23 protein-coding genes and 3 pseudogenes are annotated in these 24408 nt (G+C 53.4%); 13 read left to right on the top strand and 13 right to left on the bottom strand.

The window, feature by feature from the left end; genetic code table 11:
- Window positions 1–186: 186 nt before the first annotated feature.
- Window positions 187–1137 carry a FecR family protein gene (locus tag ACGHP5_RS15800; protein ID WP_026318576.1) on the bottom strand — a complete coding sequence of 317 codons (951 nt, stop codon included), beginning with the start codon at window positions 1135–1137 and terminating at the stop codon, window positions 187–189.
- 250 nt (window positions 1138–1387) lie between these two features.
- On the opposite strand from ACGHP5_RS15800, the gene ACGHP5_RS15805 reads away from it, so the two are divergent.
- The 9 genes from ACGHP5_RS15805 to ACGHP5_RS15845 all read left to right on the top strand — a co-directional run bounded on the left by ACGHP5_RS15805 (window position 1388) and on the right by ACGHP5_RS15845 (window position 9493).
- A complete protein-coding gene (locus tag ACGHP5_RS15805; protein ID WP_018696898.1) occupies window positions 1388–1975 on the top strand; it encodes an RNA polymerase sigma-70 factor in 588 nt (195 codons plus the stop codon).
- Between the two features lie 1271 nt (window positions 1976–3246).
- On the top strand, window positions 3247–3438 hold the full coding sequence (locus ACGHP5_RS15810) for a helix-turn-helix domain-containing protein (RefSeq protein ID WP_240048038.1): 192 nt from the start codon (window positions 3247–3249) through the stop codon (window positions 3436–3438).
- Window positions 3439–3526: 88 nt separating this feature from the next.
- Window positions 3527–4099 (top strand): ORF6N domain-containing protein, encoded by a 573-nt coding sequence (locus tag ACGHP5_RS15815; protein WP_117506993.1) that lies wholly within the window; start codon window positions 3527–3529, stop codon window positions 4097–4099.
- Between the two features lie 1147 nt (window positions 4100–5246).
- Window positions 5247–5522, top strand: coding sequence for a hypothetical protein (locus ACGHP5_RS15820; protein WP_117506991.1), 276 nt, complete (start codon window positions 5247–5249; stop codon window positions 5520–5522).
- Window positions 5523–5541: 19 nt separating this feature from the next.
- Window positions 5542–6546 (top strand): fusion protein, encoded by a 1005-nt coding sequence (locus ACGHP5_RS15825; RefSeq protein ID WP_117506990.1) that lies wholly within the window; start codon window positions 5542–5544, stop codon window positions 6544–6546.
- 47 nt (window positions 6547–6593) lie between these two features.
- The gene (locus ACGHP5_RS15830) at window positions 6594–6851 is read left to right on the top strand and encodes a hypothetical protein (protein ID WP_117506989.1); all 258 of its coding nucleotides are present in this window, start codon (window positions 6594–6596) and stop codon (window positions 6849–6851) included.
- A complete protein-coding gene (locus ACGHP5_RS15835; RefSeq protein ID WP_117506988.1) occupies window positions 6848–7078 on the top strand; it encodes a hypothetical protein in 231 nt (76 codons plus the stop codon). Before ACGHP5_RS15830 ends, ACGHP5_RS15835 begins: the two co-directional genes overlap by 4 nt.
- 18 nt (window positions 7079–7096) lie before the next feature.
- Entirely contained in the window at window positions 7097–8821 is a 1725-nt protein-coding gene (locus ACGHP5_RS15840) for a ParB/RepB/Spo0J family partition protein (protein WP_390567662.1), read from the top strand.
- A 429-nt stretch (window positions 8822–9250) separates the two neighbouring features.
- A complete protein-coding gene (locus ACGHP5_RS15845; protein WP_015547838.1) occupies window positions 9251–9493 on the top strand; it encodes a hypothetical protein in 243 nt (80 codons plus the stop codon).
- Between the two features lie 223 nt (window positions 9494–9716).
- Here the strand turns inward: ACGHP5_RS15845 and traN are convergent, their stop codons facing one another.
- From traN to ACGHP5_RS15875, 6 genes are read right to left on the bottom strand one after another with little or no spacing between them, the layout of a single operon-like run.
- The gene (gene traN / locus ACGHP5_RS15850; protein WP_390567664.1) at window positions 9717–10622 is read right to left on the bottom strand and encodes a conjugative transposon protein TraN; all 906 of its coding nucleotides are present in this window, start codon (window positions 10620–10622) and stop codon (window positions 9717–9719) included.
- Window position 10623: 1 nt separating this feature from the next.
- Window positions 10624–11853 (bottom strand): conjugative transposon protein TraM, encoded by a 1230-nt coding sequence (gene traM / locus ACGHP5_RS15855; RefSeq protein WP_390567666.1) that lies wholly within the window; start codon window positions 11851–11853, stop codon window positions 10624–10626.
- Complete coding sequence (locus ACGHP5_RS15860; protein WP_117506983.1) at window positions 11834–12091, bottom strand: hypothetical protein; 258 nt, start codon at window positions 12089–12091, stop codon at window positions 11834–11836. Before ACGHP5_RS15860 ends, traM begins: the two co-directional genes overlap by 20 nt.
- The gene (traK, locus tag ACGHP5_RS15865) at window positions 12081–12704 is read right to left on the bottom strand and encodes a conjugative transposon protein TraK (protein ID WP_018696888.1); all 624 of its coding nucleotides are present in this window, start codon (window positions 12702–12704) and stop codon (window positions 12081–12083) included. Before traK ends, ACGHP5_RS15860 begins: the two co-directional genes overlap by 11 nt.
- A 13-nt stretch (window positions 12705–12717) precedes the next feature.
- A complete protein-coding gene (gene traJ, locus ACGHP5_RS15870) occupies window positions 12718–13737 on the bottom strand; it encodes a conjugative transposon protein TraJ (RefSeq protein ID WP_390568455.1) in 1020 nt (339 codons plus the stop codon).
- A 9-nt stretch (window positions 13738–13746) separates the two neighbouring features.
- Window positions 13747–14379 (bottom strand): DUF4141 domain-containing protein, encoded by a 633-nt coding sequence (locus tag ACGHP5_RS15875; RefSeq protein WP_055203594.1) that lies wholly within the window; start codon window positions 14377–14379, stop codon window positions 13747–13749.
- Window positions 14380–14459: 80 nt separating this feature from the next.
- Here ACGHP5_RS15875 and ACGHP5_RS15880 point away from each other — a divergent pair, with 80 nt between their 5' ends.
- Complete coding sequence (locus tag ACGHP5_RS15880; RefSeq protein ID WP_390567669.1) at window positions 14460–14804, top strand: hypothetical protein; 345 nt, start codon at window positions 14460–14462, stop codon at window positions 14802–14804.
- Here ACGHP5_RS15880 and ACGHP5_RS15885 read toward each other — a convergent pair.
- From ACGHP5_RS15885 to ACGHP5_RS15910, 6 genes and pseudogenes are all read right to left on the bottom strand, one after another.
- Window positions 14801–17305: pseudogene (locus ACGHP5_RS15885) on the bottom strand (TraG family conjugative transposon ATPase). The gene ACGHP5_RS15880 and the pseudogene ACGHP5_RS15885 overlap by 4 nt on opposite strands.
- A gap of 4 nt (window positions 17306–17309) precedes the next feature.
- Window positions 17310–17624, bottom strand: a complete 315-nt coding sequence (locus tag ACGHP5_RS15890; protein WP_018697353.1) for a DUF4133 domain-containing protein — start codon at window positions 17622–17624, stop codon at window positions 17310–17312.
- A 3-nt stretch (window positions 17625–17627) separates the two neighbouring features.
- Window positions 17628–17885: a DUF4134 domain-containing protein gene (locus ACGHP5_RS15895; RefSeq protein ID WP_019150812.1), complete on the bottom strand. Its 258-nt coding sequence runs from the start codon at window positions 17883–17885 to the stop codon at window positions 17628–17630.
- Between the two features lie 200 nt (window positions 17886–18085).
- On the bottom strand, window positions 18086–18811 hold the full coding sequence (locus tag ACGHP5_RS15900) for a hypothetical protein (protein ID WP_253092724.1): 726 nt from the start codon (window positions 18809–18811) through the stop codon (window positions 18086–18088).
- A 14-nt stretch (window positions 18812–18825) separates the two neighbouring features.
- Entirely contained in the window at window positions 18826–19209 is a 384-nt protein-coding gene (locus tag ACGHP5_RS15905) for a DUF3408 domain-containing protein (protein ID WP_015546610.1), read from the bottom strand.
- Window positions 19202–19975: an AAA family ATPase gene (locus tag ACGHP5_RS15910; protein WP_117506980.1), complete on the bottom strand. Its 774-nt coding sequence runs from the start codon at window positions 19973–19975 to the stop codon at window positions 19202–19204. Before ACGHP5_RS15910 ends, ACGHP5_RS15905 begins: the two co-directional genes overlap by 8 nt.
- Window positions 19976–20556: 581 nt before the next feature.
- Here ACGHP5_RS15910 and mobA point away from each other — a divergent pair.
- The 3 genes and pseudogenes from mobA to mobC all read left to right on the top strand — a co-directional run bounded on the left by mobA (window position 20557) and on the right by mobC (window position 24296).
- Window positions 20557–20982: pseudogene (mobA, locus tag ACGHP5_RS15915) on the top strand (conjugal transfer protein MobA).
- Entirely contained in the window at window positions 20967–22259 is a 1293-nt protein-coding gene (mobB, locus tag ACGHP5_RS15920) for a conjugal transfer protein MobB (protein WP_390567671.1), read from the top strand. Before mobA ends, mobB begins: the two are co-directional and overlap by 16 nt.
- Window positions 22260–22280: 21 nt before the next feature.
- Window positions 22281–24296, top strand: a pseudogene (gene mobC, locus ACGHP5_RS15925) (conjugal transfer protein MobC).
- Window positions 24297–24408 lie beyond the last annotated feature (112 nt).

The raw sequence follows: 24408 nt of genomic DNA on the forward strand, positions 1-24408 counted from the left end.
TAATAGTTTACTCGATTAGTTTTTTTGCTGACTATTATCGCGGGTCTGCGAATAGGCGATTTCGCAGACCTTTCTTTATTATAGTCAACGCTTTAGTGTATTAAGTCACGCGGTCATTTCCTCATAGATTTTAGAGTTTTTAGTGCAACATGAGTGCTTGCACGAAATTCAATTACAATCACATTATTATTTAATTACAATCACGTTCGTTTTTTCATCACGAGTATAACTAAAGCCGGTAGATACCTGCTGTAAAATCTGGAGCGCATAATCTACACCGTCCGAAATGCGGACTTCTCCGCTCATCACGTTAATCTGCGGCATCCGCTCGCATTCGATGCGTATTTCGACATTGAATGCTCGCTCGAACTTGGCCATCAACTCGTCGAATGGCATCCTCTTCAGATGAACCAACCCTTCCGTCCAGCAGAGTTCTGCAAAATCTTCGGCACGTTCTTTATACAGGCGCCCGTTAGAGAGTGAGACGACATCGTGCGGATACATGGTGATTCGCTCATTAGAATTGGCCCGGTTCGTCACCTGTACTTGTCCCTCGATCAGCGTGGTGGTAAATTCACCACGCTCGGCATCGGCCAGCACGTTGAATTTCGTTCCGAGTACCCGGATATCCGACGCGAAGGTCTGGACAATGAACGGATGCTTCCTGTCTGGTGCAACATCGAACAACGCCTCACCGGAGAGTTTCACGCTGCGGGTCTTGCCGAAGACGACCGGATATTCCAGTCGAGTACCCGAATTGAGCTGTACCTGTGAATTGTCCGGAAGCGTGAGAGACATCTGCTGTCCGGCAGGAACGACAATCGACATATTCTGCTGCGACAACGCATTCCGATAAAGCGTTTTACCCGTATACGCGGCTCCGATCATCAGTATGACGGCAGCTGCCGAACGCAGACTATAACGGACGACTTGCCTCCAGATTCGGCGGCGCTGCGGCGCGGCTGTCGGCATAGCGTTCGGCTTGGCGGCATACACCGCCAGACCGGAGAAAATCATGAAAGCGGTCTTGAACTCCTTACGGTTGGCTGGGGTCTCCTCGACCCATGCCAGTATCGCATCTTCTTCTTCCGACGTAGTTTCGCCCCGAAAATATTTGAATAATAATTTCTCGTCCATAGTTGTCAAAATTCTTGTTCGATCTCCCCGGATCGGTTGTTATTTTTTGGTCTTTAATAATATATCGAATGAGCGTGGGTATGTTTACCCCTTTTTTTGCAAATAAATATTTTTATGAAATTATATAAAATATTGATTAATGTAAATTATTGAAATACACTCATTTGTATAAAAACATCGAATCTATTTTATTTTTTCAGAATATAACTTATCTTTGAATTCCCAAAAAACTACGAATCCGCTATACTCAATGACACAGGCGATATTAGATACGCATGAGTTCGATCGACTGTACTCCGAATATAAATCACGGTTCATCGTGATCGCCTATGCCCTGTTGCGTGACAAGACGTTAGCCGAGGATCTTGTTACGGATAGCTTCCTGCTTCTTTGGGAAAAAAGACGGGAAATTCAGTTGTCACAAGATGAGTTTCCGGCTTATATTCTCGGTATTGTGCGTCACAAGTGTATTGATGCATTGCGCGAGCGTCAAACCCACCTTCAAATACAGCATCAGATGTATCTGCGTGGCATGCGCAACATCCGCACAAGCCTCGGACTACTTGAGGATTGCGATCTCTCGAAGGTGCTTTTTCATAAGGATGTCGAGGAAATATTCCGGCGGCGTCTGGCCGAAATGCCCGAACTGTCGGCGCAGATTTTCATTGCCAATCGTTTCGAGGATCAAACCTATCAGCAAATTGCCGAGCGCTATGGCATATCGGTACGCAAGGTCACACGCGAAATCCAGCGATGCCTGCATCTGCTACGCGAAGACTTGGGCGACTACCTGCCAGTGGTAATGCTGCTATTCCCGAACCTGCTCAGCAAACCGTAGAAAAAAGAAAGGGACGGCCGAATCGTGATTGTGATTGCGATCGCGGTTGAATTTCGTGAAACACCGTGAACTGATCGGGGGCCGTCCCTTTTTCCTACAAGAAATCGGAATATTTTCGATAAAAAGAGCAGAAATATTCATGTTTTCATAATATTCCTTTCGTCCTGATTCCGAATGATTAAAGGGTATTGATGATTGGAAATAGTCCTCTGCCCTGATACTATAATTTGCTGATAAAGTTCGGCGTAATACAACGATTTCCACCAGAACTCTACATATCGAAAATAAAAAAGGACAATGCCGGTGACGTTAGGCGACGTTCTTGTTCGGAAAAAACGGTGATGTAAATCCGTATCAGGTACCGGCATTGTCCGTAGTGTCGACTCTGCAAAAATACAAAAATCATATTGCATTGATGTATTTTGCTGAAAACAACTACTATTCCGACTGAATTTTATAATATTGCCCCTCCTCGTAGCAGTCGATAACGGAGCGAGGGGGCGTATAATAAAACGGATGCGGTGATATTCGACGTGATAGTGACGCAACTTCACACTGTTTTTTGAAGAATTCAACCGAATAGCAGCCGCATCCGTTATTTTTTTATGGTCGATCCGGTAAGAAAAATTTATCCCGGAAACAGGAACCGGGCTGCCGTTACCAGATTTAGGAGCCACAGTTGTTGCGGGAATTATATTGCCGGCGGCCGTTCCGTATATAATATGTGCCGCCCGCACATACCGATTCCGTCTGCCGGCGGTCGCTCGGCGGGTGCAATCCGTATGATGTAATGTATTCGGCAAATGGCGGCGCATGACGGTTTCGGGTTAGTGGATGATGCGCCCGCAGAAAATAAAAAGGGGGCGCGGTGTCAGCCCCTACTTGTCGGTCTTGGAGTTACCTTCAGATGGAAGCTGTCCTGCGCCCCAGTCAAGCCCTGCTTGCAAATAACAAACAGGACATAACCGGAGCTGACAACCATTATACCATCTGATTAAACATCCTCCGAAGAGGTCTCCAAGTTTACAAGTAGGTATAAAGAGTTGTTTACCCTTTATGATTATGTCCGTCGGCTACGCCGAACTATTCAATCGCAAATGTAGCATAATTTCTGTATTTAGAAATCCACGTATGCAAATATAATCAAATTTTTCGAATACACGTGAAATCACGTGTATAAAATTTTAGACATCACCTTTCCTTTGCAAAAAATGCGAACAAAGGTTCCCAAATATAGAGATACTACTTTTCAACGGCTCTTGATAGAACGTATGCAACAATTACGTTCGGATCATGGGTATTCTCAAGAAGAAGTTATTGAGTTTACACATTTAGATATTTCTCGGTATGAATCAGGAACCTCCGTTCCAAACACACAATCTATACTGAAACTCTGTAAATTATATAATATCACAATCGCTGAATTCTTCGCACCGATAAATTATCCTGCGAAAAAAGAATAGAAAAGACGAAACGGAGCGGTTTCGTCTTTCTTTTTGCAAAAAAGCGACTATATTTGTGTTGAAGGAAAGAACTTGCCCAAACTTATTGATGGAAGAACTCACAACCATACAAAGTAAAATTTACGAAATCCGCGGCCAGCGCGTGATGCTCGACCGGGATTTGGCCGAGCTTTACGGCGTTACGACCGGCAACCTGAATAAAGCTGTAAAGCGAAATATCGAACGTTTTCCGGAACGGTTCATGTTTCAACTGGCAGAACAGGAATTTTTGATATTCCAAAATGGAACATCAAATTGGGGCGGCACACGAAAACGTCCTTATGCTTTTACCGAACAAGGGGTCTCCATGCTTTCTGCCGTGCTACGCAGCCCGACAGCCATACAAGTCAGTATCCGGATTATGGATGCTTTCGTCGCCATGCGCAACTACATTATGACAACCTCGACTATGACGGCCGAGCTGTCCGAAATCCGTGCGAAACTGACCCTGTTGGAACGGGCGGACGAGGACAACGCCGAAGCGGTGAACGACCTTTCGGAAGACATGCGCAAGGAGCTGGATAACATCTACGAAGCTATTGCCGCTCTTTCGGTTAAAATCCCCGATGTTCGCCAACCACGCCGACCGATCGGGTTTAAATCTTCAAAAAAAGACAAGTAAAATGGTCTTGTTTAAAAGGCTTCATGTATATTATGTCACGGAATAATTCAAAGTTTTTTCTAAAATGGGGAGATGTCATACTGTTTACAATCAGCTTAATATGCCTAATATGGATTTTGCTTTACAAATTAGTCTGGATTGAGATAGATACTATTTTTCCGAAAGCAGACATATATGCCGAAATTACATACACAATCTTCGCATCAATAATAGCATCCGCTATTTTCTATTTAATCAACGTTTATCTTCCCCAAACCAATCGAAAGAGAATATTAAAACAACCAATACAAGAGATTCTGAAACGTTTTGCACATGATGCCTTCTTTATTACCAATGATATATTGAGTAAGGCTAAATGTACCACAAAATACAATGATATAGTCCCCAGAGATGTATTTATAGAAGCATGCAAAAGATTGAAATTACACTCTGCGGCTCCGCTTATTTTCAATAATCCACGGTACCAGCCTAAAGATTGGTTCGAATATTTCGAATATTATATAGGGTTAGAGCGGAGTAATATTAATATCTTACTGCAATTCTATAAAATGCAACTTCCTGACTCGGTTAATTCCGATTTATTATATATATTCAATAATAATATGCACGCAGCGCTGAATACGTACAAAATAAATCCACAGTACGACTTTCCCGGATTAGCAAGCGTTCTCTACGAACATATCAAAATCATGCACGAATTACCAAAAAAGTTTGAGCGCGACTACTGGTAAATGCCTTTGCTACAACAGGTAGTAGCTTGCAATCGTTGACTGCCGACAATATGATACAATCTTGCCAAAGACAAATAAGCAGATATGTTTCAGATATATCTGCTTTTTTATATCCGGGTTGAAAATTCCTCGTATGTCTTTGTGCTGTTTCCGAGACTACCTACTCCCCGTTTAGCACGTTATGCACCGCATTTGCCTTGCTTCCGTTTCCGTGGGCGAAGCTATGGCAGGGGGTCGGAAAACAACCAAGATCGGGGCCCTTCGGGTTCAGACAAATAAATCAGCCGCAATGTACAAGTTGCGGCTGATTTTTTTGTCCTGAAATCTTGTTTGTATTCCGCCCCTCTGAAATATAGCCCCCAGAAACGGAAGCAAGGCAAACGCGGCCCATACGGCATAAAAAAAAGGTCGTAGTTATGAAACAGCACAAAGACATACGGGAAATTTTGAAACGGAGCGGCACCGCTCCCACCGGCATCTGCGGGTTTTGGAGGTCTGCGGTAGGTTTCGCGGCTGCGCTTTTCGGCGCGTTTGCGGCGTTCAAATTTCTCGCGGGCATCTATCTCGGCGCGGGCGGTTTTTGGGGCTTCTGCCTCTCGTTATGGTTCTTGCGGCGGTGTCGGGACATCGTGCGTCTCGTCCTTTCCCCTGGGGTCGTCCTCGTGCGGTTTCTTCTGCGGCTGTTTTACTAACATTCAACACCTTACAACTATGGGAAAAGTCACATTGTTATTCGCAGGAAAGAGTTACGACACCGACGTACAGAACGTGCGGGAGAATCAGATCGTCATTTTCGACGGCCCTTACAACATGCGCCAGCGCATGGTCGTGGCCGGAATCGAACACACACAATCCGGTTACAATTACCGATTGATCGACCCCGAAACCGCCGAGGAGCACACTGCCGATCTGATCCGCCCCTTGCGGGACAAATTCGGTATCGGGCACTATTACGACGACGAGCACCCCGAATTTATGGATGCCGCCGAGGTCGCGGCGCTCCGCACTCGTGCCGACGCCCTCAAAGCCGAGCAGGAAGCCGCCCGACGTGCGGCGGCGGAAGACGCGGAACGGTTACGCACCATCGGCGCGGAGCGTCTGCGGCAGATCGTTCCCGACAATGCCGTGGCCGTCATCATCGGCGAACAGCATGAAAGCGAATGCGACCCCTATACGGACTATTTCGGCTCGCGTATCGTGCGCACGGTGATCCTCGGATTCTCGACCCACACGCGCGATCTGTTCCCCGAAATGCGCAAGGCCGCGGCACGGTTCGAGGGCACGGCACACCTGGCCGAGCGTAATGCCGAGTACGAACACCGCGAAAAGTACAGCATGGGGCACGGCTATTACCTTGGTACGCACCGCTATTCGGGCTGGCAGGTCAGTAAGGAATCGTGCCGCGACAAAGAGGGCATTATCAAGCGTTTCGCCGTCGTGGCCGGAAATTCCGACAATGTATGCATCGAGAACCCTGCACCCGTGCAGACCGCCGCCCCCGAAACCGTGGCCGACGCACGTGTCGAGATCGTGGAATACTCCGCGAAGTCGATCGCCGTATTCGGCGATACGAAACCCCTGCGTGACACGCTCCGCGATCTGAACGGGCTGTTTCGCGCCTACCTTACGCACGACGGCACCCGGTGCGCCGGGTGGATTTTCTCCAAACGCCGAGAACAAGAGGTGCGCAGCGCATTGGCCGCCTATCTCAAATAACATTCAATCCGGGGCGGGCATCCGCCCGCCCCACAACACCCGAAACCATGAACGAACAGATAACAGCTATCGCCGCGCTCCTGCTGGAGATCAACGGCAAAGAAAAATACACCGCCTTTTTCGATTTCAGCGGCCATGTACGCACTTTCAGCATCCGGATTTATTCCGGCAAATGGTCGCAGGGGAAAGACCCTCTTTTCAACCTCTCGTTACAAAACAAGGACGGACAGCAATGGCGGAATTGGGACAACGCGCATGCCATGTCCGGCGATTCGATCCTCTCATTCTTAACGACTTTATTATGAAATCATACGAAGAAATCATACAGCGCACGGCGGATTTCGACTACATGATGCGCACACGGTTGCCGGAAAAATACATGCCGGAGGTGTTCGGCGTCACGGCCGGGGAAGACCCCGATCTACGGCAACTCCTCCACAACGCATCCCGTAACGGCATAGGCATTACCTACCTGCTGTTCAAAATACCGTACGACCGCCACAAGCAATTGATCAAATACCTTTCAAAATAATCTTAAAATCATCAAACCATGAAAACGAACGAAACCGACACCACGACCGCAACCGCCGCCCAGAGCACGAAGTCGACCGTTTTGCTCTCCATTGACAAAATCCGCCCCAACCCCTACAATCCGCGGCGGAGTTACGATGAAAACGCCCTCGCGGAACTGGCCGCCTCCATTGCCACACACGGCCTTATTCAGCCCATCCGGGTGCGAGCCGCAGAACAAGGCGGCTATATCATCGTCTGCGGAGAACGCCGCTACCGCGCCGTGCAACTGCTCGGCCAGACCGAGATCGAGGCAATCGTCGATGCCGCTCCCGCGGACGAACGGGCGATCTTCGACCTCGCGCTCTCGGAGAACATTCAGCGCGAGGAGATGCCGCCGCTCGACGAGGCCGAAGCCTACAAAGCCGCCATGCAGACCCTCCGAGGAGATGCCGCCGCCGTGGCCGCACGCTTCGGCAAGAGCGAGCAGTATATCTACTACCGGATGAAACTCGACGAACTGATCCCCGACATCAAAAAACTTTTGCGCGAAAACTCTATTACATTGGGTCTCGCTATGGAGTTGGCACGATACGGGAAAGACCTGCAAAAGACGATCTGCAAAGACCGCCTCAAAGACGAGGAGGGGTGGCGGAAATACTCCGTAAAGGAGTTCAAGCGAATGGTGGACGTCCATTATACGAACGATCTGGCCCGGTATCGCTTCGACCAGACGGCGTGCGCCAAATGCAAGCACAACACCAATCTATACGATATGTTCGCCACGGGAAGCGGACGGTGTACGAACCGGGAATGTCTCGAAGCCAAAAACCGCGAATTCATCGAGCGAAAAAGCGGAGAACTGCTCGCGCAAAACCCGAAATTCATCCTTTGCAAAGACCGTTACGGATGCGACGACCATGATAAGGCCGTAGAGCATATGACCGAAAACGGGGTCGAATGCAAGGCGTTCGAATACGGGCAGGTGCAGGAAATGCCCGCTATACCCGCGGAACCATGTCCGGCGGATTATGCCACCGATGCCGATTATACCGCGGCGATGCAGATCTATGAACAGCAGAAAAAGGCCGCCGAGGAAAAGACCGCCGACCTGCTGGCCAAGCACGACGCCGGGGCGATCCGTATCTTCGTCAAGACTTCGCGCGACGACGCCCGGCTGGTCTATGTGAACCAAGCCGCCAAAGGCAGGGAATCGACCGGAGAACTGATCGCCCGCCTTGAGGAGAAGAAAATCCGCAACACGGAACTCGCACACGAAAAAACCGTCGAAGCCGTCCGGCAGATCGTCCGCGACGAGGAGATCGCCCCGACGCCGTTTACCCAGCTGGAAGACAACATTCTCTATTACATCATGCTCGGAAGCCTGCGGCGCGAGCACCTCGCCGCCGTGGGATTCCCCAAGGCGTATTATTTGACATCCGAACAGAAAATCGCTGTCGTCAACGCGCTGACCGACGAACAGCGCGACCTCATCACCCGCGATTTCTTGGTAAAAAGTCTTACATCCGACATCGGTTTCGACAAAACGGGGAGGCAACTGCTGATGGAATTCGCAGCCTTGCACCACAAAGAGAAATACGAGGTTGTGAAAGCGCAGTTCGATGAGGAATACACGAAGCGCAACGACCGTCTCGACGAGCGTATTGCCGTGGCCGAAGCGCAGGAGAAAGCCAAGACCAAAGCCGCCAAGAAAGAGGGCAAAACGGGTAAGAGCACCAAGAAAACGACAAAGAAAGCCGCCTAAATTCTGATCGGGGACGGCCTGCGGGCCGTCCCCATAAAACCGAATAGAATCATACTGAAAGAATTTATCGACGCTCTTCGCCGGCATGGAATCGCCGTTTTCGATCTGATCCATGTAGGTGCGGGGAATCACATTTTTTTCGCACGCCGAAACGGCCATACTTGGGGTATCCGGATTTCCCGGGAGCGAGCGGCACGCTGCTATACCGTACATATTTTCTCCGAAGAATTGAACATTAGGGACACTTGTTCCTGTCCGCCGGGATTGTTGCAGACAACTATCGAACTGCGATTCAACGACCTTGCGACACCATAAATAAGTTTCGGTTTCCGTCTGCGGCATGACTGCCGCAGACGCGAACGGGCGGACGCCCGCGGCTCCCGCCATACCGCCACCCCGAATTGTGTCAAAACATCATCTGACGAACCTATGAAATCTTATATACGTATCGCTCCCGATGTGGAATATTTCACCGATTACGACCGTTTCCGCGAGGCGCAAATCTGCTGCGCCGTCGCCGAAGACGGCACAAGCCTGTTCAGCCGCATCGAGAACCGCCGCTTCATGCACACGGTGCGGCACGATCTTTCCGAACGGGTTATCGAGCTGCTATGCCGGCAGATACATCGTGAAATATGCACATTGCACTATGGCGGACAAGTCGTGGAATGACCTGCCTGCCACACCAGAGAATTGTAAGTTGTAAAATATTAAAAGTGCCCGGTTTTACCGGGCACTTTTAATTGGGTTCAACCCCGGATCAATATCTGTGTTTCGGATACTCCGGAAAGAGGATCAACCAACATAGTCCGATGGCGACCAGTACCGACAATATTCCCATTGTCAGGCAAAGAGCCGTTAGAAAGTGTACGAGCATCGAATCTTATTTTTCCCGTTACAGCAGTTTTGCTTCTAACAACTCTTCGGCTGGTATTTCCACCGTCTGATGCCGGGCTCCGTTTTTCTCGATGATTTCCAGCAAAAGCACCTTGTCATCGGAGATCGTCAGTTTAGGCAGCGCGAATACCGCCCTTTGCCGCTGGTGCCCCCTTACGACGGCCGGATCGTTGCATACGCGCAGGATTTCGAGCGTCGACTGCTGCTGTGCCGTACGCTTGGCGAGTTTGCGATCCGCTACGATGAATCGCCGCGCATCTACCTCGAATGAGATATTCGTGTCATTCGAGATACAGGAGTGAATGTATATCACGTCATTGAACACGTAAATCCCCAACACTTCGACTTCGATGCCGTACTTTTTCGTGCGAATGCCCTTTACGTCCGTACGGTTTTGGCGGTATATGTCACTCAATATGCGCTTTACGGTCGCGGGCTTCTCGCGCCCTACCTCGCGCAGCAGCACCCGACCTTCGGATGCTGGGGCCGTCGGCTGCGGATAGCCCACGGCAGTCGGCTTCTTCACACCTTCCGTCTGCGGTTCTTGCACTGTAAGATTGAGGGTCGAAACAGCCGGATTCTCGGCATAATGGACATCGAAAGTGAAAAATCCGCCGTCTTCGGTGATGACCGTCAGGTTTGTTTCTGCTGCAAAATTCCGCACGGCGGCTTTCACCCGTACGACGTTCTCGGCTCCGTCGGCCTTGCCGGCGATGATGTCCATCGAGCCGATGTCGATATACGTGACGGGCGACGGGAAGAGGATGTGTACAGTCTTGGTGAATCCCGCTTCGATCTTTCGGGGTTCGATCTGTTGCGGCCCGTCCTGCATGGCCTTCGCCGTAGCGTGTGCTGCCCAGATTGCGGAGACGATCAGGGGCAGATAAATAAGGTCTCTTTTCATTTTACTGCTGTTTTGAAATCAATAATAGCTGATGGTTGGCTTTGAGGGTTATCTTCACCTCGCGGAGCTTCCCGGCGACATACTGCGACGAAGCCTGCAATCCTCCGCGGGCCAGCTCGGACAACACCTGCTGCCCGGCCGAACGGGTGACGTTTACACTCGTCCCGGCAGTCTGTCCTACGGACGCCAGCGCCTCTTTGAGGGCCGTCCGTTCGCGGGAGTTCGGGACGTTCAGCCCCGGCTGGCCGTCGAGGTCGTAAGCCACGGCTTCGATGGCGAAGATCCGTCCGCCGTATTCGACGGACGACACCGTGACTTGCAGCCGCATCCCGGAGATCGTCGCAAGACCGTATAGCGGCGTATTACGGGGAATGGTCACTCCGTCGATACGCACGGCTTCCAGCAACCGCAGTTGCACGGTGCTTCCGGCACGTATGACCTGCGTCGAGGCGACGCAGGCTCTGACGGTCGGAGTATCGGCATGCGCGACGCCACCTGCCGCCGTGAGAAATCCCAAGTTGCGTTCGACGGCGAAATCCGCCCGCGGATCGAGCGTCGAGGCTTCGACCTCACCTTCCCGAACGGGCCGCATGACCGACAGGCGCGAATCCTTCCGCTGCTTCGTCGGCTCAACAGCTTCTTCATCTACGGCCACTCCGCCGCCGAGATACTTCCGTGCGAGCTTGTACTGCTCCTCGGCCAGCTCCAGCGGGTCGGGCTGCTGCCGCTCGGCGTCGAGTTGGGATTGCAGGGCCGCGACCTGCTCTTTCAGTGCTTCGACCTCGGTATTGCCGCAAGAAGGGGCCGGGGTGTAGAAAGCCGCCATTTCACCCGATATCCTCCGGTAGGCAGCATCCGATTCGTCGATCGCCGTCGGTGCTGCCGGAACTGTAGCATCCGCCATTTCCCCGGTCACAGGCAAGCGGTCGTCCATAACATCACCCAACGATTGTAGCTTTTCGCGCCGCTGCTGCTCGTACTGCTCCTGTTCGTAGACCTTGCGTTTGTCCGTTTCCGTCGGCTTTACCGTCGCTTCCGGAATCGTAACATTGTATCCGCCCGTTCCCGCCTGCTGCGGAGCCGGTTTCGGGGCGAACAGGTACCATAGGAAAATGCCGCACAGCAGTGTCATCACCGTCACGACGCCGGCGAACTTAAGTTGCCGGAGGTGCTGCGGTGTGAGAAATTGCGACAGTTTTTCAACTGCTCCGTTATCGCTCCTGCGTGTCATCTTCACTCGTGTTTAGAGGTAACAGGCTCCTTTCCGGCAGTAGTGGCTGCCGGAGGTGTTCGACGGCGGGAATCGACGTCTCCCGACTCCGCATTCCACCGAACAGAATCATCAGGGAGACCGCCGCATAGACGAGCAGCAGCACAGTAACCAGCCCGAGCCGCTGGCGCGGCGTAAGACGTTTCATGCGGGCCTTCAGCCACGCTTCGGCCCGCGTCTGTAAATCCTTAGCGCTCATAACTTCCGAGGTCTTTGTTTTCGAGAATGCGCAGATCTTCGATCAGGAATCCCTGCGGGTTGTTGTCCGAGCGTACGGCATTTCGCAGGCGGCATGTCGTGACGAGCGTCCGCTCCGTGACGTTGCTTTCACGGACGATCTTCTGCCGTGCGAAGGTCTCCACGGCATAGGGATAGCAGTCGAAATCGCAGCGGATACTGTCCACGACGACATTCTGCGATACGTTCGAGGCGATGATGCGGTTGAAATATCCCTTCTCTGCGAGGCTCTGGTAATAGGCGATGGCGCTTCCGTCCGCAAGGTACAGCGCCCTGCGGACATTGCCTTCGATGGCCTCGCGGTCGGGAGAGAGGGTGAAGAAGAGCTCGTGGAAGCGCCGCACGTGTTCGCGGGCTTCGACGGGACGGTTCTGGGCCATATCCTGCGAGAGGGCCAATATCAGCGACTTGCCCTGATCGAGTACGTAGATCTTCTGCCGCTGGGCTTCCGCGAAGCGGTAGGATGTCCACACTGCCGCCACCGAGATCAGCGTGCAGGCTCCCAGAAAGAGCATGCTGAAGAGCCGCAGGTGGCGAAAGGACGATTCTATATTCTTCAATGTTTTGAATTCCATATTTTATTACGTTTTATCGTTTCTTCAAAGCCCCTTTTATACGGCCTCCGACATTTCCGACCGCCGCTCCGGCGACTCCGGCAGCGCCCATCGCCACGGCACGTCCTGCGCCTGCGACTTTATCGCCGTAACTTCCGGCACCTCCGGCCTGAATGACCCACGACGCAACGGTCGGCACGCAGAAATATCCGACGATTCCGATAATCATAAAAATGCAATAGACCGTATTGCTTCCGTCGGGTATGAACGTCGGGTCTTGCAGTCGTTCGATGTCCTGCTGGAGCATCAGAATCTGGATGCGCGAAAGGATCGCACCGAACAGGTCGCTGACGGGCAGCCACAAATAGATGCAGATATAGCGTGCCAACCAAGACGCCAGCGTATTGTGAAAGCCGTCGTACACGGAGAAGGCGAAGGCCACGGGCCCCAGCAACGCCAGGACAATCAAGAAAAACGTCCGCACGGTGTCGATGGTCAGCGATGCCGCCTGGAAGAGCGTTTCCAGAAACGTCCGGAATGCCTCACGGACTTTCTGACCGAATTGATACCCGGCTCGCTCGGCATACATCCCGGCAATCGCCATGAGGTCTTTAGGCTTCCAGCCCAATTCGTCAAGCCGTTTGTCGAACTCTTCATTACTGATAAGATAGGCTTTTTCCGGATCGCGGAGCATCGCCTGACGCTGCAATTCATCCTTCTGTGTCTGGTATTTTTCCAGATCGAACGCCTGTCGATCGACCAAATGCGATGTGGCCTTGCTGATGGGCGACAATAGGCCGTTCAAAGGCCCCAGCACGAGGGTCGGGAAAGCCATGATGCACAGCCCCAGCACAAAAGGCCGCAGCAGCGGGAATACCTCGATCGGCTCCGCGGCGGCGAGGGATTTCCAGACCCGGTATGCGATGAAAAACAAGGCGCCCAATCCGGCGAGTCCTTTGGCAATGCCCATCATATCGCTGCACAACGGCAACATATCGGCGTACAACGAGCGGAGAATCTGATGCAGGTTCGTCCACTCTACGGCTAACGGCATCGTCATAGGTTACCAATATCTGTCGTTATGGCCGCCGTACAAGGCCCGCACACGCTCCGAATCCCCGCGCTGGCGGCTGCGCAGGAACGACACGGAGATATTCTTGCGCGTATAGTATTCCGTAAGATTGCGGTATTCGAGCATCTCGTAATAGATCCTGTCGATAATATCCAGCCGCTCCTTGTCGGTCATCGAAAGCCCCGACGGAGTGATGATCTGCTTCAGGTCGTTCAGCAGGTCGGCACTCGCCGACAGCAGCTTCGTATAGCCTGCGGCCATTGCCGTGAGTTCCTCGGCCGAGTAGTTCGTATCGTCGAGCATCGACCGGAAGTTCGAGATGTATATATCGGAGATGTCGCCCACGAGCAGCATCGTCTGCTGCACACGACGGGCGCTTTTGACGAGGTTATGCACCGACCGCAGCGCGTCGTAATATTTTTTCGACTGCTCGTAAATCTTTACCGTCTGCTGAAAACTCTGAAGCAGCGTACTTCCGTTCCGGGACGCTTCGACGACCTGCTTGGTGGAATTCACGATACCCTGCGCCAGATTCGAGGGGTCGCTCACGACCCACTGCGCCCGAAGCGGATGGCCTGCCAGCAGCATCGCTGCCAGCAGGCCGAAGCCTATTCGCCGTCCCATCGCACCGGAGCCTGAAGGATTACTTCCGTCCCTATACGCTGCGGCCGGTCGTCGCGGACGAAAAGTCCGAAACATCCGATATGCAGAATATCGTTGGTCGTGTGATGAACGACGCATCCGCCGGTTTGCCCGTACAAGACATGGAGTCACAGACTGTCATCGCGTTTGAGAATGACCATGTCCCGCACGGGACGCTCGCCGCAGAAAAGCGTCGCGGCATATCCCGGAGCCGTTTTGCGGATCGTGATCCGCTCTCCGTATTCGTTCTTTCAGCAGCCGCAGATACGGTCGTCGGCAACCTCGGATTGCAACTCCCGGATGGTCTGTTTCAGCGACTCGATCTCTTCCTGCGCCCGGCGCAGCCGTTCGTCTCGCGCGGCGAGTTCTTTTTTGGATACGAACATGATTTTCGGTTTTTAGGTTAATGATCTTCATTGCGTTTTTGCTCGGCCAACTGGCGTATGGCCAGCTCGATATTGCCGCCGAGCTTCTCCGTGAGACGTTGCAACTCCAGTTTTTCAGTCTCTTCGGTGGTATAGCAGAGGTATTCCTCAAGACTCGTTTCGGTAGCATAGACAGCAGAGTGTACGCCTCCGAGTCCGATCCACACCTCTTTGTAGCGGCGCTTGGGGTCATTGGCCCGATTGATCGACAACACCTGATTGCGTTCCTTATCACTCAATCCCAACAACTCCTGAATCTCGTCGAACTTGTTAGCATACTTACGCATGTCCAAAAGGATGCGGCAGTCGCAGTTGGCGATGACGCTCTCCTTGAGGACGGGCGACGACAGCAGGTCGTCCAACTCCTGCGTTACGCACATACACTCGCCGAAATACTTGCGGCAGGTTTTATACAAATACTTGATAAATCCCGCCATGCCCGCCTTGGCGATAGCTTTCCATGCTTCTTCGAGCAGTAAAACTTTGCGAATACCCTTCAGCCGCCGCATCTTTGTAAGGAAGGTCTCCATGATAATCAGTGTAATGACAGGATAAAGGACTTTGTTTTCGCTGATATTATCCAGTTCGAAGACGATGAATCGCTTATCCAACAAGTCCAACTGCTTGTCAGAGTTCAAGAGGTAGTCGTACTCCCCGCCACGATAGTAGGGTTCGAGAACGTTCAGAAAATTTTCAATATCGAAATCCTTTTCCCGGACGCGCTTTTTTTCCAACAGACGGCGGTAATCCGTTGCGACGAACTCGTAGAAGGTGTTGAACGAAGGTGTGACCGCAGTGCCGGTCTTGAGTTGCGAGAGGTATAGGTTCACGGCATTCGACAAGGCCACCTCTTCCGCACGTGTCGGTTCCTCGGATTCGCGCTTCCACAAAGTCAGCAACAGCGCCTTGAGCGATTCGCGCTTCTCGACGTCGTACACTCCGTCTTCGACAAAGAAGGGGTTGAAGGCAACGGGGGCATCCTCCTGATAGGTGAAATATATCCCATCCCGACCTTTGGTTTTCTGCCGGATAAGCGAGCACAATCCTTGATAGGAGTTTCCCGTATCGACAATCACGATATGTGCGCCCTGTTCATAATATTGCCTGCATATATGATTGAGGATAAAACTTTTGCCTCCCCCTGAAGGCCCGATGACCACACGGTTCCGGTTGCTTATCCATCCTTTTTTCATCGGGTAGTCGGAGATATCGAGGTGAATGGGGATACCGCTCACCCGATCCGCCATCTTAATGCCGAAAGGCGACAAAGATGAGCGATAGTTCGTCTCTTCGTTAAACAGACACAAGCCCTGTTCGAGAAACGTATAGAAACTTTCTTCGGTGGGAAAATCCCCTTCGTTGCCGGGGATCGCCGCCCAGAAAAGCGTCGGAACATCCACAGTATTATGACGCGGCGTGCACCCCATAAGCGCCAGCTGCGCCCCGACATCGTTACGGATCTGCTTCAGCTCCTCGCTCCCTTCGCCCCATGCCATGACATTGAAATGGGCGCGTATCGAGGTCAGAGAGAAGGAGTGCGCCTCATTGAGGTAATCGTCGATCCATTCCTTGTTGATCTGGTTCGAACGGCTGTACTGCGCGAGCGACTGCATGTTACGGGCCGTACGTTCGAACTGCCTGAGGTTTTCGTCGCTGTTATCCAAAAACAGATATTGATTGTAGATGTGATTGCATGAGAGCAGCAATCCTACGGGAGCGGCGAATGAAAGCCGACAATCGGAACGCTCCGTCGAGAGGCGTTCGTAGCGGTCATCCGTACGAACGCTGCCGGGGAGGTCGTCCAGATCGGAAAGCGTATGCAGGCACAACGCCTTGTCGCCGATCCACATCCGGTCGGGATCGAGACGCATGTCCTGTAACGGAGTCTTCCCGGACGGTGACAGCGTGAGATAACGTTCGAGGATTCCCGAAGATTCGGGAGTCCCGGCAATCTCGTCCGCTCCGAGACGCCGCAGCCGGATATGGCCGCTCTCGCGGACGATGCTGGAGAACTGCTCCACAGCTTCCAGAAAGCGCGTCGTCGCATCTTTGTCCTGCAACTCCTTCGGGACGAGCGTACCCCGGCACAGCACACTGCAATCGCTCTGACGGCGGCTTTGCGCACGGGTTGTCTTCGTAATGAACAGGTAGCAGGTATGATGCAGAAAAGGTCGTTCGTTGAAATGCCGCTCGAACGACCGGCTCAAGAAACTCAAATCATCTTTCCCGATGTCGGAACGATATTGCTCCTGAACGAAAATATCCTGCTTGTGCACCACGGTATAGTCCGGAAGCACCTTCACCGCTTTGAGCCATACGCCGTGCAGCGCTTCATATTCCTGCGAAGAGACGGTAAACAACTCCGGAAGCGTAACCTCGAACGCCACCGTGATGTTGGCGTCTTTGGAGAGGATACAATCGTGTTCGACCTTTCAGATCGGAAATTTCCGTTCGAGGGTTTCGGTTTTCAGGGTGTTATTCATGTTTCTAATGTCGGTTTAGAATTCTTGCCACACTTTTTCGGGAGACGATACGTCGCGGATGCCGCCGTGCGGCGAGGAGCTTCATCAGTCCGTAAGCCCCGTACTTGCGGTTCAGACGGAAGGTCAGCGCCACAAGCGCACCGCCCAGCCCCACGCCCGCGACAAGGCATGCCACCTGATCGACTCCGCCCATATAAAGTACGACTACGAGAATGAAAACGGCGAGCAGGCCGCCGGCGAAGAGGAAGAGGTACTGCGCCCGCAGCCCCTTGAACTCCACCTGGCGGCCCACGCCTTTATTGATCGGATATTCGGCCATCGTCTAAAGGAAAAACGAACGCAGAATCGTGGCGGCGACGATCAGGAAGATACAGGCTCCGAACCAGCTCGCAGCGGTTTTAGACGTATCCGGATCGCCCGAACTGAACTTCTGATAGACCCGCACTCCGCCGATCAGGCCGATGACGGCGCCGATGGCGTAGATCAGCTTGGTCGCCGGGTCGAAATACGACGTGACCATCTGCGTAGCCTCCTGAATGCCGGCCATGCCGTTGCCTTGCTGCGCTGCGGCGTGCTGCACCGTGGCGAGCAGTCATACGGCGATTCATGCCGAACTGAAAATGAGTTTTCTTTTCATGGATGATTGTGTTTTTTAATTCGACTTCAGATTTTCTCTCCGGGCGCTGGGCCCGTGATTCATGCGTGCTGCTCATCCTGCCGTCAGCCTGAATCGTAGTATCCGGGAGCTTTCATAGCTTCGCATTTTTTAAGTTGAACAATCTATTTCGGAGCGGCAGCCATACGCTGCGCCGCTTCCTTCTCGGCATCGTCCAGATAACGGGCGATGATCGGGCTGGCGCCGGAGATGGCGTCCATGAGTGTACGCTGCACTTCCGTATGGCGGATGTCACGCAGCACTCCGGCCAGGGTTTGCCGCTGCTCTTCAGGCACGGCCTGCCCCTTGCACAAGGCGAGGATGCAATCCAACTGTTGCGGAGAGAAACTCTGCGTCCCGGCAGGCGGGGCCGTCGTTTCGCATCCTATGTCCATCACCTCTTCGGTCGCAGCTTCGCGCATCAGGGTGTTCTCTTCCTCCGCGGTGAGCGCCGTAGGTTCCTTATGTATCCACCCCTGAACGGTCGCTTGCACAGCGCGATGTTCCTTATCGCTGTCGCTTGCCGGTACAAATGTATGGTCGCTCTTGTCTGAATTGTTCCCCTTGCGCCGGGAGTGGCGTGACGCGGCGCGTGCTGGCGTCCGCTGACCGGCGCCGTAGTCCCGGGTGACGACCAGCGCATCGTCTTTAGGGGTAACGGCTGCCGTCCGACGCCTGCGGCGGCGTGGCGGGTCGAGACGGTCGGCTTGCCGTCGATGCCAACGCGCCAGCGCCCGGCACGTCGGCCCGAAGCAAATCTCGCCCAACTCGCCCCGGAAGAGGAACTTATCCAGAAACAGGTAGCAGAACAGCACGAGGAACAGCACGACGAGGGCTTCCGTGATTTTCATAACGGGTGTCATCCTTATAGAATTTTATTGAGTCCTTTGGAGCAGAGCGACCGTATTTCCGTCCGGTGCCGCTCGAAGTGCTGTTCCAATACGTTGTCGATGAAGTTCCCGACCGTAAAACGCCGGTTGCCCGCAACGCCCACGAGGGTCGTGATCTTGCGGTGCAGCCGCCGGTCGATATAGACGCATTGCCGCGCTTCGGAAGGAGTATTCTTCAGAAACCGCGACGCATAGTCTTCCGCATCCGAACGCCTGACGCGCGGCTCCGAAGCCGGGGTTTCCGCCTGTTCCGACACTTCGGTATCCGACGAAGAAGCCGCCGGCTCCGGGGCCGCCATCAGGCTGCGCAGGTACTCTTCGTCGATCTCCTGTTGGGCGGGAGCCTTCCTGCTACTCATGGCTCGGAAGTTTCAGAACGGCGCAGATCTCCGTCATCAGGCGGTCGAAACCGCACTCGGCGACGAAAGCCCGGTCGGGCGGCAGCAGCGTACACCGGTACACCGGGCCGCCCGCTTCCTGAATATCCTTGTTGAAGTTGCTCCGCACGGGAATATGCGTGCGCAGATGCCGCAGCCCCAACTGATCGAGGACTTTCTCGTACTGTTCATAGAGCGGCGTCCGCTCGCGGCGATCCACCAAGTTCCAGAACAGGAACAGCTCCCGAAGATGCGCCCGTCCCGTCTTGATCAGGCGGTCGTTGAGAACAGAGGCGAAATTGAGCGTGCTTTCCAGTACAATGCGGTCGGCCTTCATCGGAATAAAGAGGTAGTCCAACTCGACGATCGTGGAGAGGACGCCTTCATTGCCCACCGTTCCCGGAAGGTCGAACAGCACGACATCGTATCGTTCTTCGGCGACGGCGGCCCATTTCCGCCATTCGAGCATCGCTTCGGAAGGTTTGCAGCAGAGAATACGATAAGGCTTCACCCCTTTGTTCTCGGCGAGCGAAACGAGGAGTCTACCGTAGATCGCCGAAGATTGCACGACGGCCTTGTCGCGGTTCGAAAGTTTGAGGATGGAGTGTTGCGGGTAGTCGCAGTCCACCACCGCGACGCGGATGCCGTGCAGGTAGTGCAGCCACGAGGCGGCCAGCACCGTGAGGGTCGATTTGCCGACGCCACCTTTCTGGGAGGCGAAAGCGATGCATAACGGGTTCTGTTCCATACGAGAATAATTAAGCGATTAATATTTAACTTGTTCCGATACGCGGATACGTACTTGCGTATTCACGTATCTTCGGCGATTCATACGCCTTTGCGGATTCACATACTTTTGTCGGCAGATACGGATGTAAGCTGTTACATACAAACCACGGCATCTATGCAGACATCTACATCCGTATCCGCATAGCCGCGCAATGACGGATGTACGGGAGTAAGAGACTACGCGGGCAGGTAGATTCGTAAGTACTGATCCGCACACAAAGAAAATGAGAAAACGCCCCCGTTCGACGGCTCCGAAAACGGGTGGCGCCCAAAGGCGCGTATCGGCGTCCGTTGGCAGGTATATATCTGATACAACATAAAATAAAACGCTCTACCTTTGCCTCCGAAAGGAGTAATCCCGCTGCGACGCCGAAGGCGCGCACCTTCATCCGGCCCCTGGCCGGATTTCTATATGCGCCCGCATATAGCAAGGGGTACTTTCAGCCGCTCGGAATATTCCGAGCCGCCGAAAGTGCCGCCGCGACCTGCGGCGCGGCGGACGGTTACTCCCGAGTCGTAACCTCAAAACACCGATGCCCTATGGATGCTGCCGATAAACCGACCTCCGCTGCGGGCCGCAAAGCCCTCGACGATCCGCGCATACACCGCTATTACGTTCGCCTGACAAGCGAGCAGAACGAGCGTTTCCTGCGCATGTACGAACACTCCGGAATGAAAAATAAAGCCGATTTCATCTGCCACCGCATCTTCGGATGACCTTTTACGGTCGTCGTTCGAGACAAGAACACCTACGATTTCTATGTCCGGCTGACGGGATTTTACGCCCAGTTCCGGGCTATCGGGGTGAACTACAACCAGTGCGTCAAAGCCATACACACGACCTTCGGCGATAAGAAAGCGTTGGCCTATCTCTACCGTCTGACGCTCGAAACGCAACGGCTGGAACAACTCGTGAAGACGGTCGTCGAACTTACGAAGGAGCTGCTGCAATGGTGCCGAAAGTAAACTCCGGGGCCAACGTCTACGGCGTACTTCAGTACAATCGCATCAAGGTCGAAGCCGGCGAAGGCCGGATATTATACATGCAGGGAATACCCGAACGCAGCGACGGCAGATTCAGCATCGAGGAGTGTGCGGAAGCCTTCGGGTACTACACGGCGCTCAATCCCCGTGTCCGAAAACCGGTCGTGCATTTCTCGCTCAACCCCTCGCCCGAAGACCGGCTTTCGGAAGCACAGCTCACGCAACTTGCCGCCGAGTTCATGGAACGTATGGGATATGGCCGCCAGCCCTACGTCGTCTTTCTGCACGAAGACATCGCACGGCGACACATGCACGTCGTCTCGGTGAGGGTGGACGAGCAGGGCCGGAAGATCGACCACAACAACGAACTGCGGCGCGCCATGGCGGTTTGCAGGGCGTTGGAACACGAGTACGACCTGCATGTGCCCAAAGACGGCAGCGTGCAAACAGAACCGGAAGAATTGCGCCGGGTCGATTACCATCGGAGCGATCTGAAGCATCAGTTGCGCAACGTCGTGATGACGCTCAAACAGCAGTACGGATTCCAGTCCCTCGCGGAGTTCAATACGCTACTCGAATGCTATGGCGTCGCAGCCGAAGAGATCCGAGGCAACGTGCGAGGCAGACCATATCGGGGGCTCGTTTACCACGTGCTTGATGACGACGGGCAGCGCACGGGAGCGGCGGTCAAAGCGTCCCGGCTGAGCGATTTTTTCGGATGGAAGGCGCTGGAAGAAAAATTCGACGCCTCGAAACAACGGCTTCGGCAACATCCCGAAACGCTCGACCGCACACGCCGCGAGATCGACCGCGCCCGGAGCGGAGGCCGCAACCGCAAGGAGTTCACGGCCGAACTTCGGGAGAACGGTATCGACGCTGTTTTCCGGGAGAACGACGCCGGGCGGATTTACGGCGTCACCTTCATCGACCGCACGACACATCAGGTGTTCAACGGCTCCCGGCTCGGAAAGGAGTATGCGGCCAACGCTTTCGAGGCGTGGTTCAACGCTCGGGAGCAAGAGTCGTCCACACCCATGCCGGAAGAGTTACGGCCGTTGCCGCCCCTCGAACCGCCCCAGCCGGGACCATCTTCGGTCGAAGAGTTCGAGGAGTACATCGAGACCCATTACGTTTCGATGCCCGACGTAATAGGCGAACTCATGGAATATACGCCCGAAAAGGAGTGGGAAACAGCTCCCGAATACCGGCTCTTCCCCCGCAGGAAGAAGCGGCGGCGGAAAATCCGGAAAAGAATTTAACCACCTCAATACGTTACGATCATGCAAGAAGAAGACGATCTGCGCGGCTTGGCCAAAGTCGCGGATTTCATGCGGGCGATCAGCTTTCTGTTTCTCGCCATTCACATCTACTGGTTCTGTTACGAATGGTTTGCGCAGACAGGATGAACGATTTCCGTCGCAGACCGCATCCTGCAAAATTTCCAGCGGACGGCTGCCTTGTTCTCATCGCCGCTCTGCACCAAACTCTTCTGCACGGTATTTCTCGCATTGTCGTGCATGGGAAACCGTGGTGTGAAGGACGAGAAAATATCGTGGAAACATATCACCGCGGCAGGCGGCATCGGCATACTGCTATTCTATGGCAACGGCTGGCTACTCTGAATGAATGTCACTACGACCCTGCGGGCGGCACTTTATACGGCGACGCTGCTGGCGGGATTCCTCGGCATGCTGGCGGCCGGACTATGGAGCAGCCGTCTGCTGAAAAACCGTATGACGGATGATCCGTTCAATGCCGAAAACGAGAGTTTCATGCAGGAAACACGCCTGCTGAAAAACGACGATTCGTTCAACTTCCCGACCGAGTTCGTCTTCCGGAGACGCAGGCACAGCGGATGGATCAACGTCGTGAATCCCTTTCGGGCGAGTATCGTTTTAGGAACGCCCGGCTCGGGAAAATCCTATGCCCTCATCAACAACTACATCAAGCAGGCCATCGAAAAGGGATATGCGCTCTACGTCTACGACTTCAAGTTCGACGACCTGTCGGTTATCGCTTACAACCATTTGCGCAAGAACCTCAAGGCTTACGGAGCGACGCCGCCGAGATTCTATGTCATAAATTTCGACGACCCGCGCCGTTCGCACCGATGCAATCCGCTCGCGCCGAATCTCATGTCCGACATCACCGACGCATACGAGGCCAGCTATGTCATCATGCTCAATCTCAACCGTTCGTGGATACAGAAGCAGGGAGATTTCTTCGTCGAATCGCCGATCGTGCTGCTCGCGGCGATCATCTGGTTCCTGAAGATTTACGACGGCGGAAAATACTGTACCTTTCCCCATGCCATCGAGCTGCTGAACAAACCCTACGAAGATCTGTTCACCGTATTGATGGCTCACGAGGAGTTGGAGAACTATCTTTCGCCCTTCGTGGATGCATGGAAAGGTGGAGCCGCAGAGCAGCTGATGGGGCAGATCGCCTCTGCAAAGATTCCCCTCTCGCGCATGATCTCACCGCAGCTCTATTGGGTCATGTCGGGAGATGACTTTACACTCGACATCAACAACCCCGAGGAACCGAAGATTCTTTGCGTGGGAAACAATCCCGACAGGCAGAACATATACGGCGCGGCGCTCGGATTGTATAATTCGCGCATCGTCAAGCTGATAAACCGCAAGAAGCAGCTCAAAAGCTGCGTGGTGATCGACGAGTTGCCGACGATCTATTTCCGGGGGCTGGATAACCTGATCGCCACGGCGCGTTCCAACAAGGTCGCCGTGTGCCTGGGTTTTCAGGATTTCAGCCAGCTAAAGCGCGACTACGGAGACAAGGAAGCCGCCGTGATTCAGAATACCGTAGGCAATATCTTCAGCGGGCAGGTCGTAGGAGAAACAGCCCGGACACTCTCCGAACGATTCGGAAAGATCGTGCAGAAACGACAGTCCGTGAGCATCAACCGCAGCGATACCTCGACGTCGATAAACACCCAGCTCGACAGTCTTATTCCTGCGTCGAAAATCTCGACGCTCTCGCAGGGCGTGTTCGTCGGAGCCGTGAGCGACAACTTCGGAGAGGAGATCGAGCAGAAGATTTTCCATGCCCGGATCGTCGTGGACAACGAGGCCGTGAAAAAAGAAATGGCGGAGTACAAACCCATACCCGAAATATCGTCGTTCCTCGACACCGACGGACGGGACATCATGCAGGAGAAGATCAAGGAGAATTACCGCCGCATCAAGCAGGATGCGCTCGACATCATTGAAGCCGAGATGAAACGCATAGAGAAGGATAAAAAACTGGCGGAAAAGTTATTAGAGAAATCCGAATAGATGGTGGTTTGGTAAAATCTCCATTTCGCATAGCGATTTTTTTTGAAAAAATCGCTATGCTCTATTTTACAAATTTAGATACGCTCATACTTATACAACCCTGTACAAGATC

The sequence above is a fragment of the Alistipes sp. i18-0019-D1 genome (assembly GCF_042852885.1).
Classification (GTDB): Bacteria; Bacteroidota; Bacteroidia; order Bacteroidales; family Rikenellaceae; genus Alistipes.

Bases quoted from the DNA above. Each gene is read 5' to 3' on its own strand.
- ACGHP5_RS15900 (WP_253092724.1), bottom strand. From the start codon at position 18,811: ATGAAAATCACGGAAGCCCTCGTCGTGCTGTTCCTCGTGCTGTTCTGC.
- ACGHP5_RS15820 (WP_117506991.1), top strand. From the start codon at position 5,247: ATGAAACAGCACAAAGACATACGGGAAATTTTGAAACGGAGCGGCACC.
- traK (WP_018696888.1), bottom strand. From the start codon at position 12,704: ATGGAATTCAAAACATTGAAGAATATAGAATCGTCCTTTCGCCACCTG.
- ACGHP5_RS15910 (WP_117506980.1), bottom strand. From the start codon at position 19,975: ATGGAACAGAACCCGTTATGCATCGCTTTCGCCTCCCAGAAAGGTGGC.
- ACGHP5_RS15825 (WP_117506990.1), top strand. From the start codon at position 5,542: ATGGGAAAAGTCACATTGTTATTCGCAGGAAAGAGTTACGACACCGAC.
- traM (WP_390567666.1), bottom strand. From the start codon at position 11,853: ATGACACGCAGGAGCGATAACGGAGCAGTTGAAAAACTGTCGCAATTT.
- ACGHP5_RS15860 (WP_117506983.1), bottom strand. From the start codon at position 12,091: ATGAGCGCTAAGGATTTACAGACGCGGGCCGAAGCGTGGCTGAAGGCC.
- ACGHP5_RS15905 (WP_015546610.1), bottom strand. From the start codon at position 19,209: ATGAGTAGCAGGAAGGCTCCCGCCCAACAGGAGATCGACGAAGAGTAC.
- ACGHP5_RS15840 (WP_390567662.1), top strand. From the start codon at position 7,097: ATGAAAACGAACGAAACCGACACCACGACCGCAACCGCCGCCCAGAGC.
- ACGHP5_RS15810 (WP_240048038.1), top strand. From the start codon at position 3,247: ATGCAACAATTACGTTCGGATCATGGGTATTCTCAAGAAGAAGTTATT.
- ACGHP5_RS15880 (WP_390567669.1), top strand. From the start codon at position 14,460: ATGCAGAATATCGTTGGTCGTGTGATGAACGACGCATCCGCCGGTTTG.
- traN (WP_390567664.1), bottom strand. From the start codon at position 10,622: ATGAAAAGAGACCTTATTTATCTGCCCCTGATCGTCTCCGCAATCTGG.
- ACGHP5_RS15845 (WP_015547838.1), top strand. From the start codon at position 9,251: ATGAAATCTTATATACGTATCGCTCCCGATGTGGAATATTTCACCGAT.
- traJ (WP_390568455.1), bottom strand. From the start codon at position 13,737: ATGCCGTTAGCCGTAGAGTGGACGAACCTGCATCAGATTCTCCGCTCG.
- ACGHP5_RS15830 (WP_117506989.1), top strand. From the start codon at position 6,594: ATGAACGAACAGATAACAGCTATCGCCGCGCTCCTGCTGGAGATCAAC.
- ACGHP5_RS15835 (WP_117506988.1), top strand. From the start codon at position 6,848: ATGAAATCATACGAAGAAATCATACAGCGCACGGCGGATTTCGACTAC.
- ACGHP5_RS15875 (WP_055203594.1), bottom strand. From the start codon at position 14,379: ATGGGACGGCGAATAGGCTTCGGCCTGCTGGCAGCGATGCTGCTGGCA.
- ACGHP5_RS15800 (WP_026318576.1), bottom strand. From the start codon at position 1,137: ATGGACGAGAAATTATTATTCAAATATTTTCGGGGCGAAACTACGTCG.
- ACGHP5_RS15805 (WP_018696898.1), top strand. From the start codon at position 1,388: ATGACACAGGCGATATTAGATACGCATGAGTTCGATCGACTGTACTCC.
- ACGHP5_RS15815 (WP_117506993.1), top strand. From the start codon at position 3,527: ATGGAAGAACTCACAACCATACAAAGTAAAATTTACGAAATCCGCGGC.
- ACGHP5_RS15890 (WP_018697353.1), bottom strand. From the start codon at position 17,624: ATGGCCGAATATCCGATCAATAAAGGCGTGGGCCGCCAGGTGGAGTTC.
- mobB (WP_390567671.1), top strand. From the start codon at position 20,967: ATGGTGCCGAAAGTAAACTCCGGGGCCAACGTCTACGGCGTACTTCAG.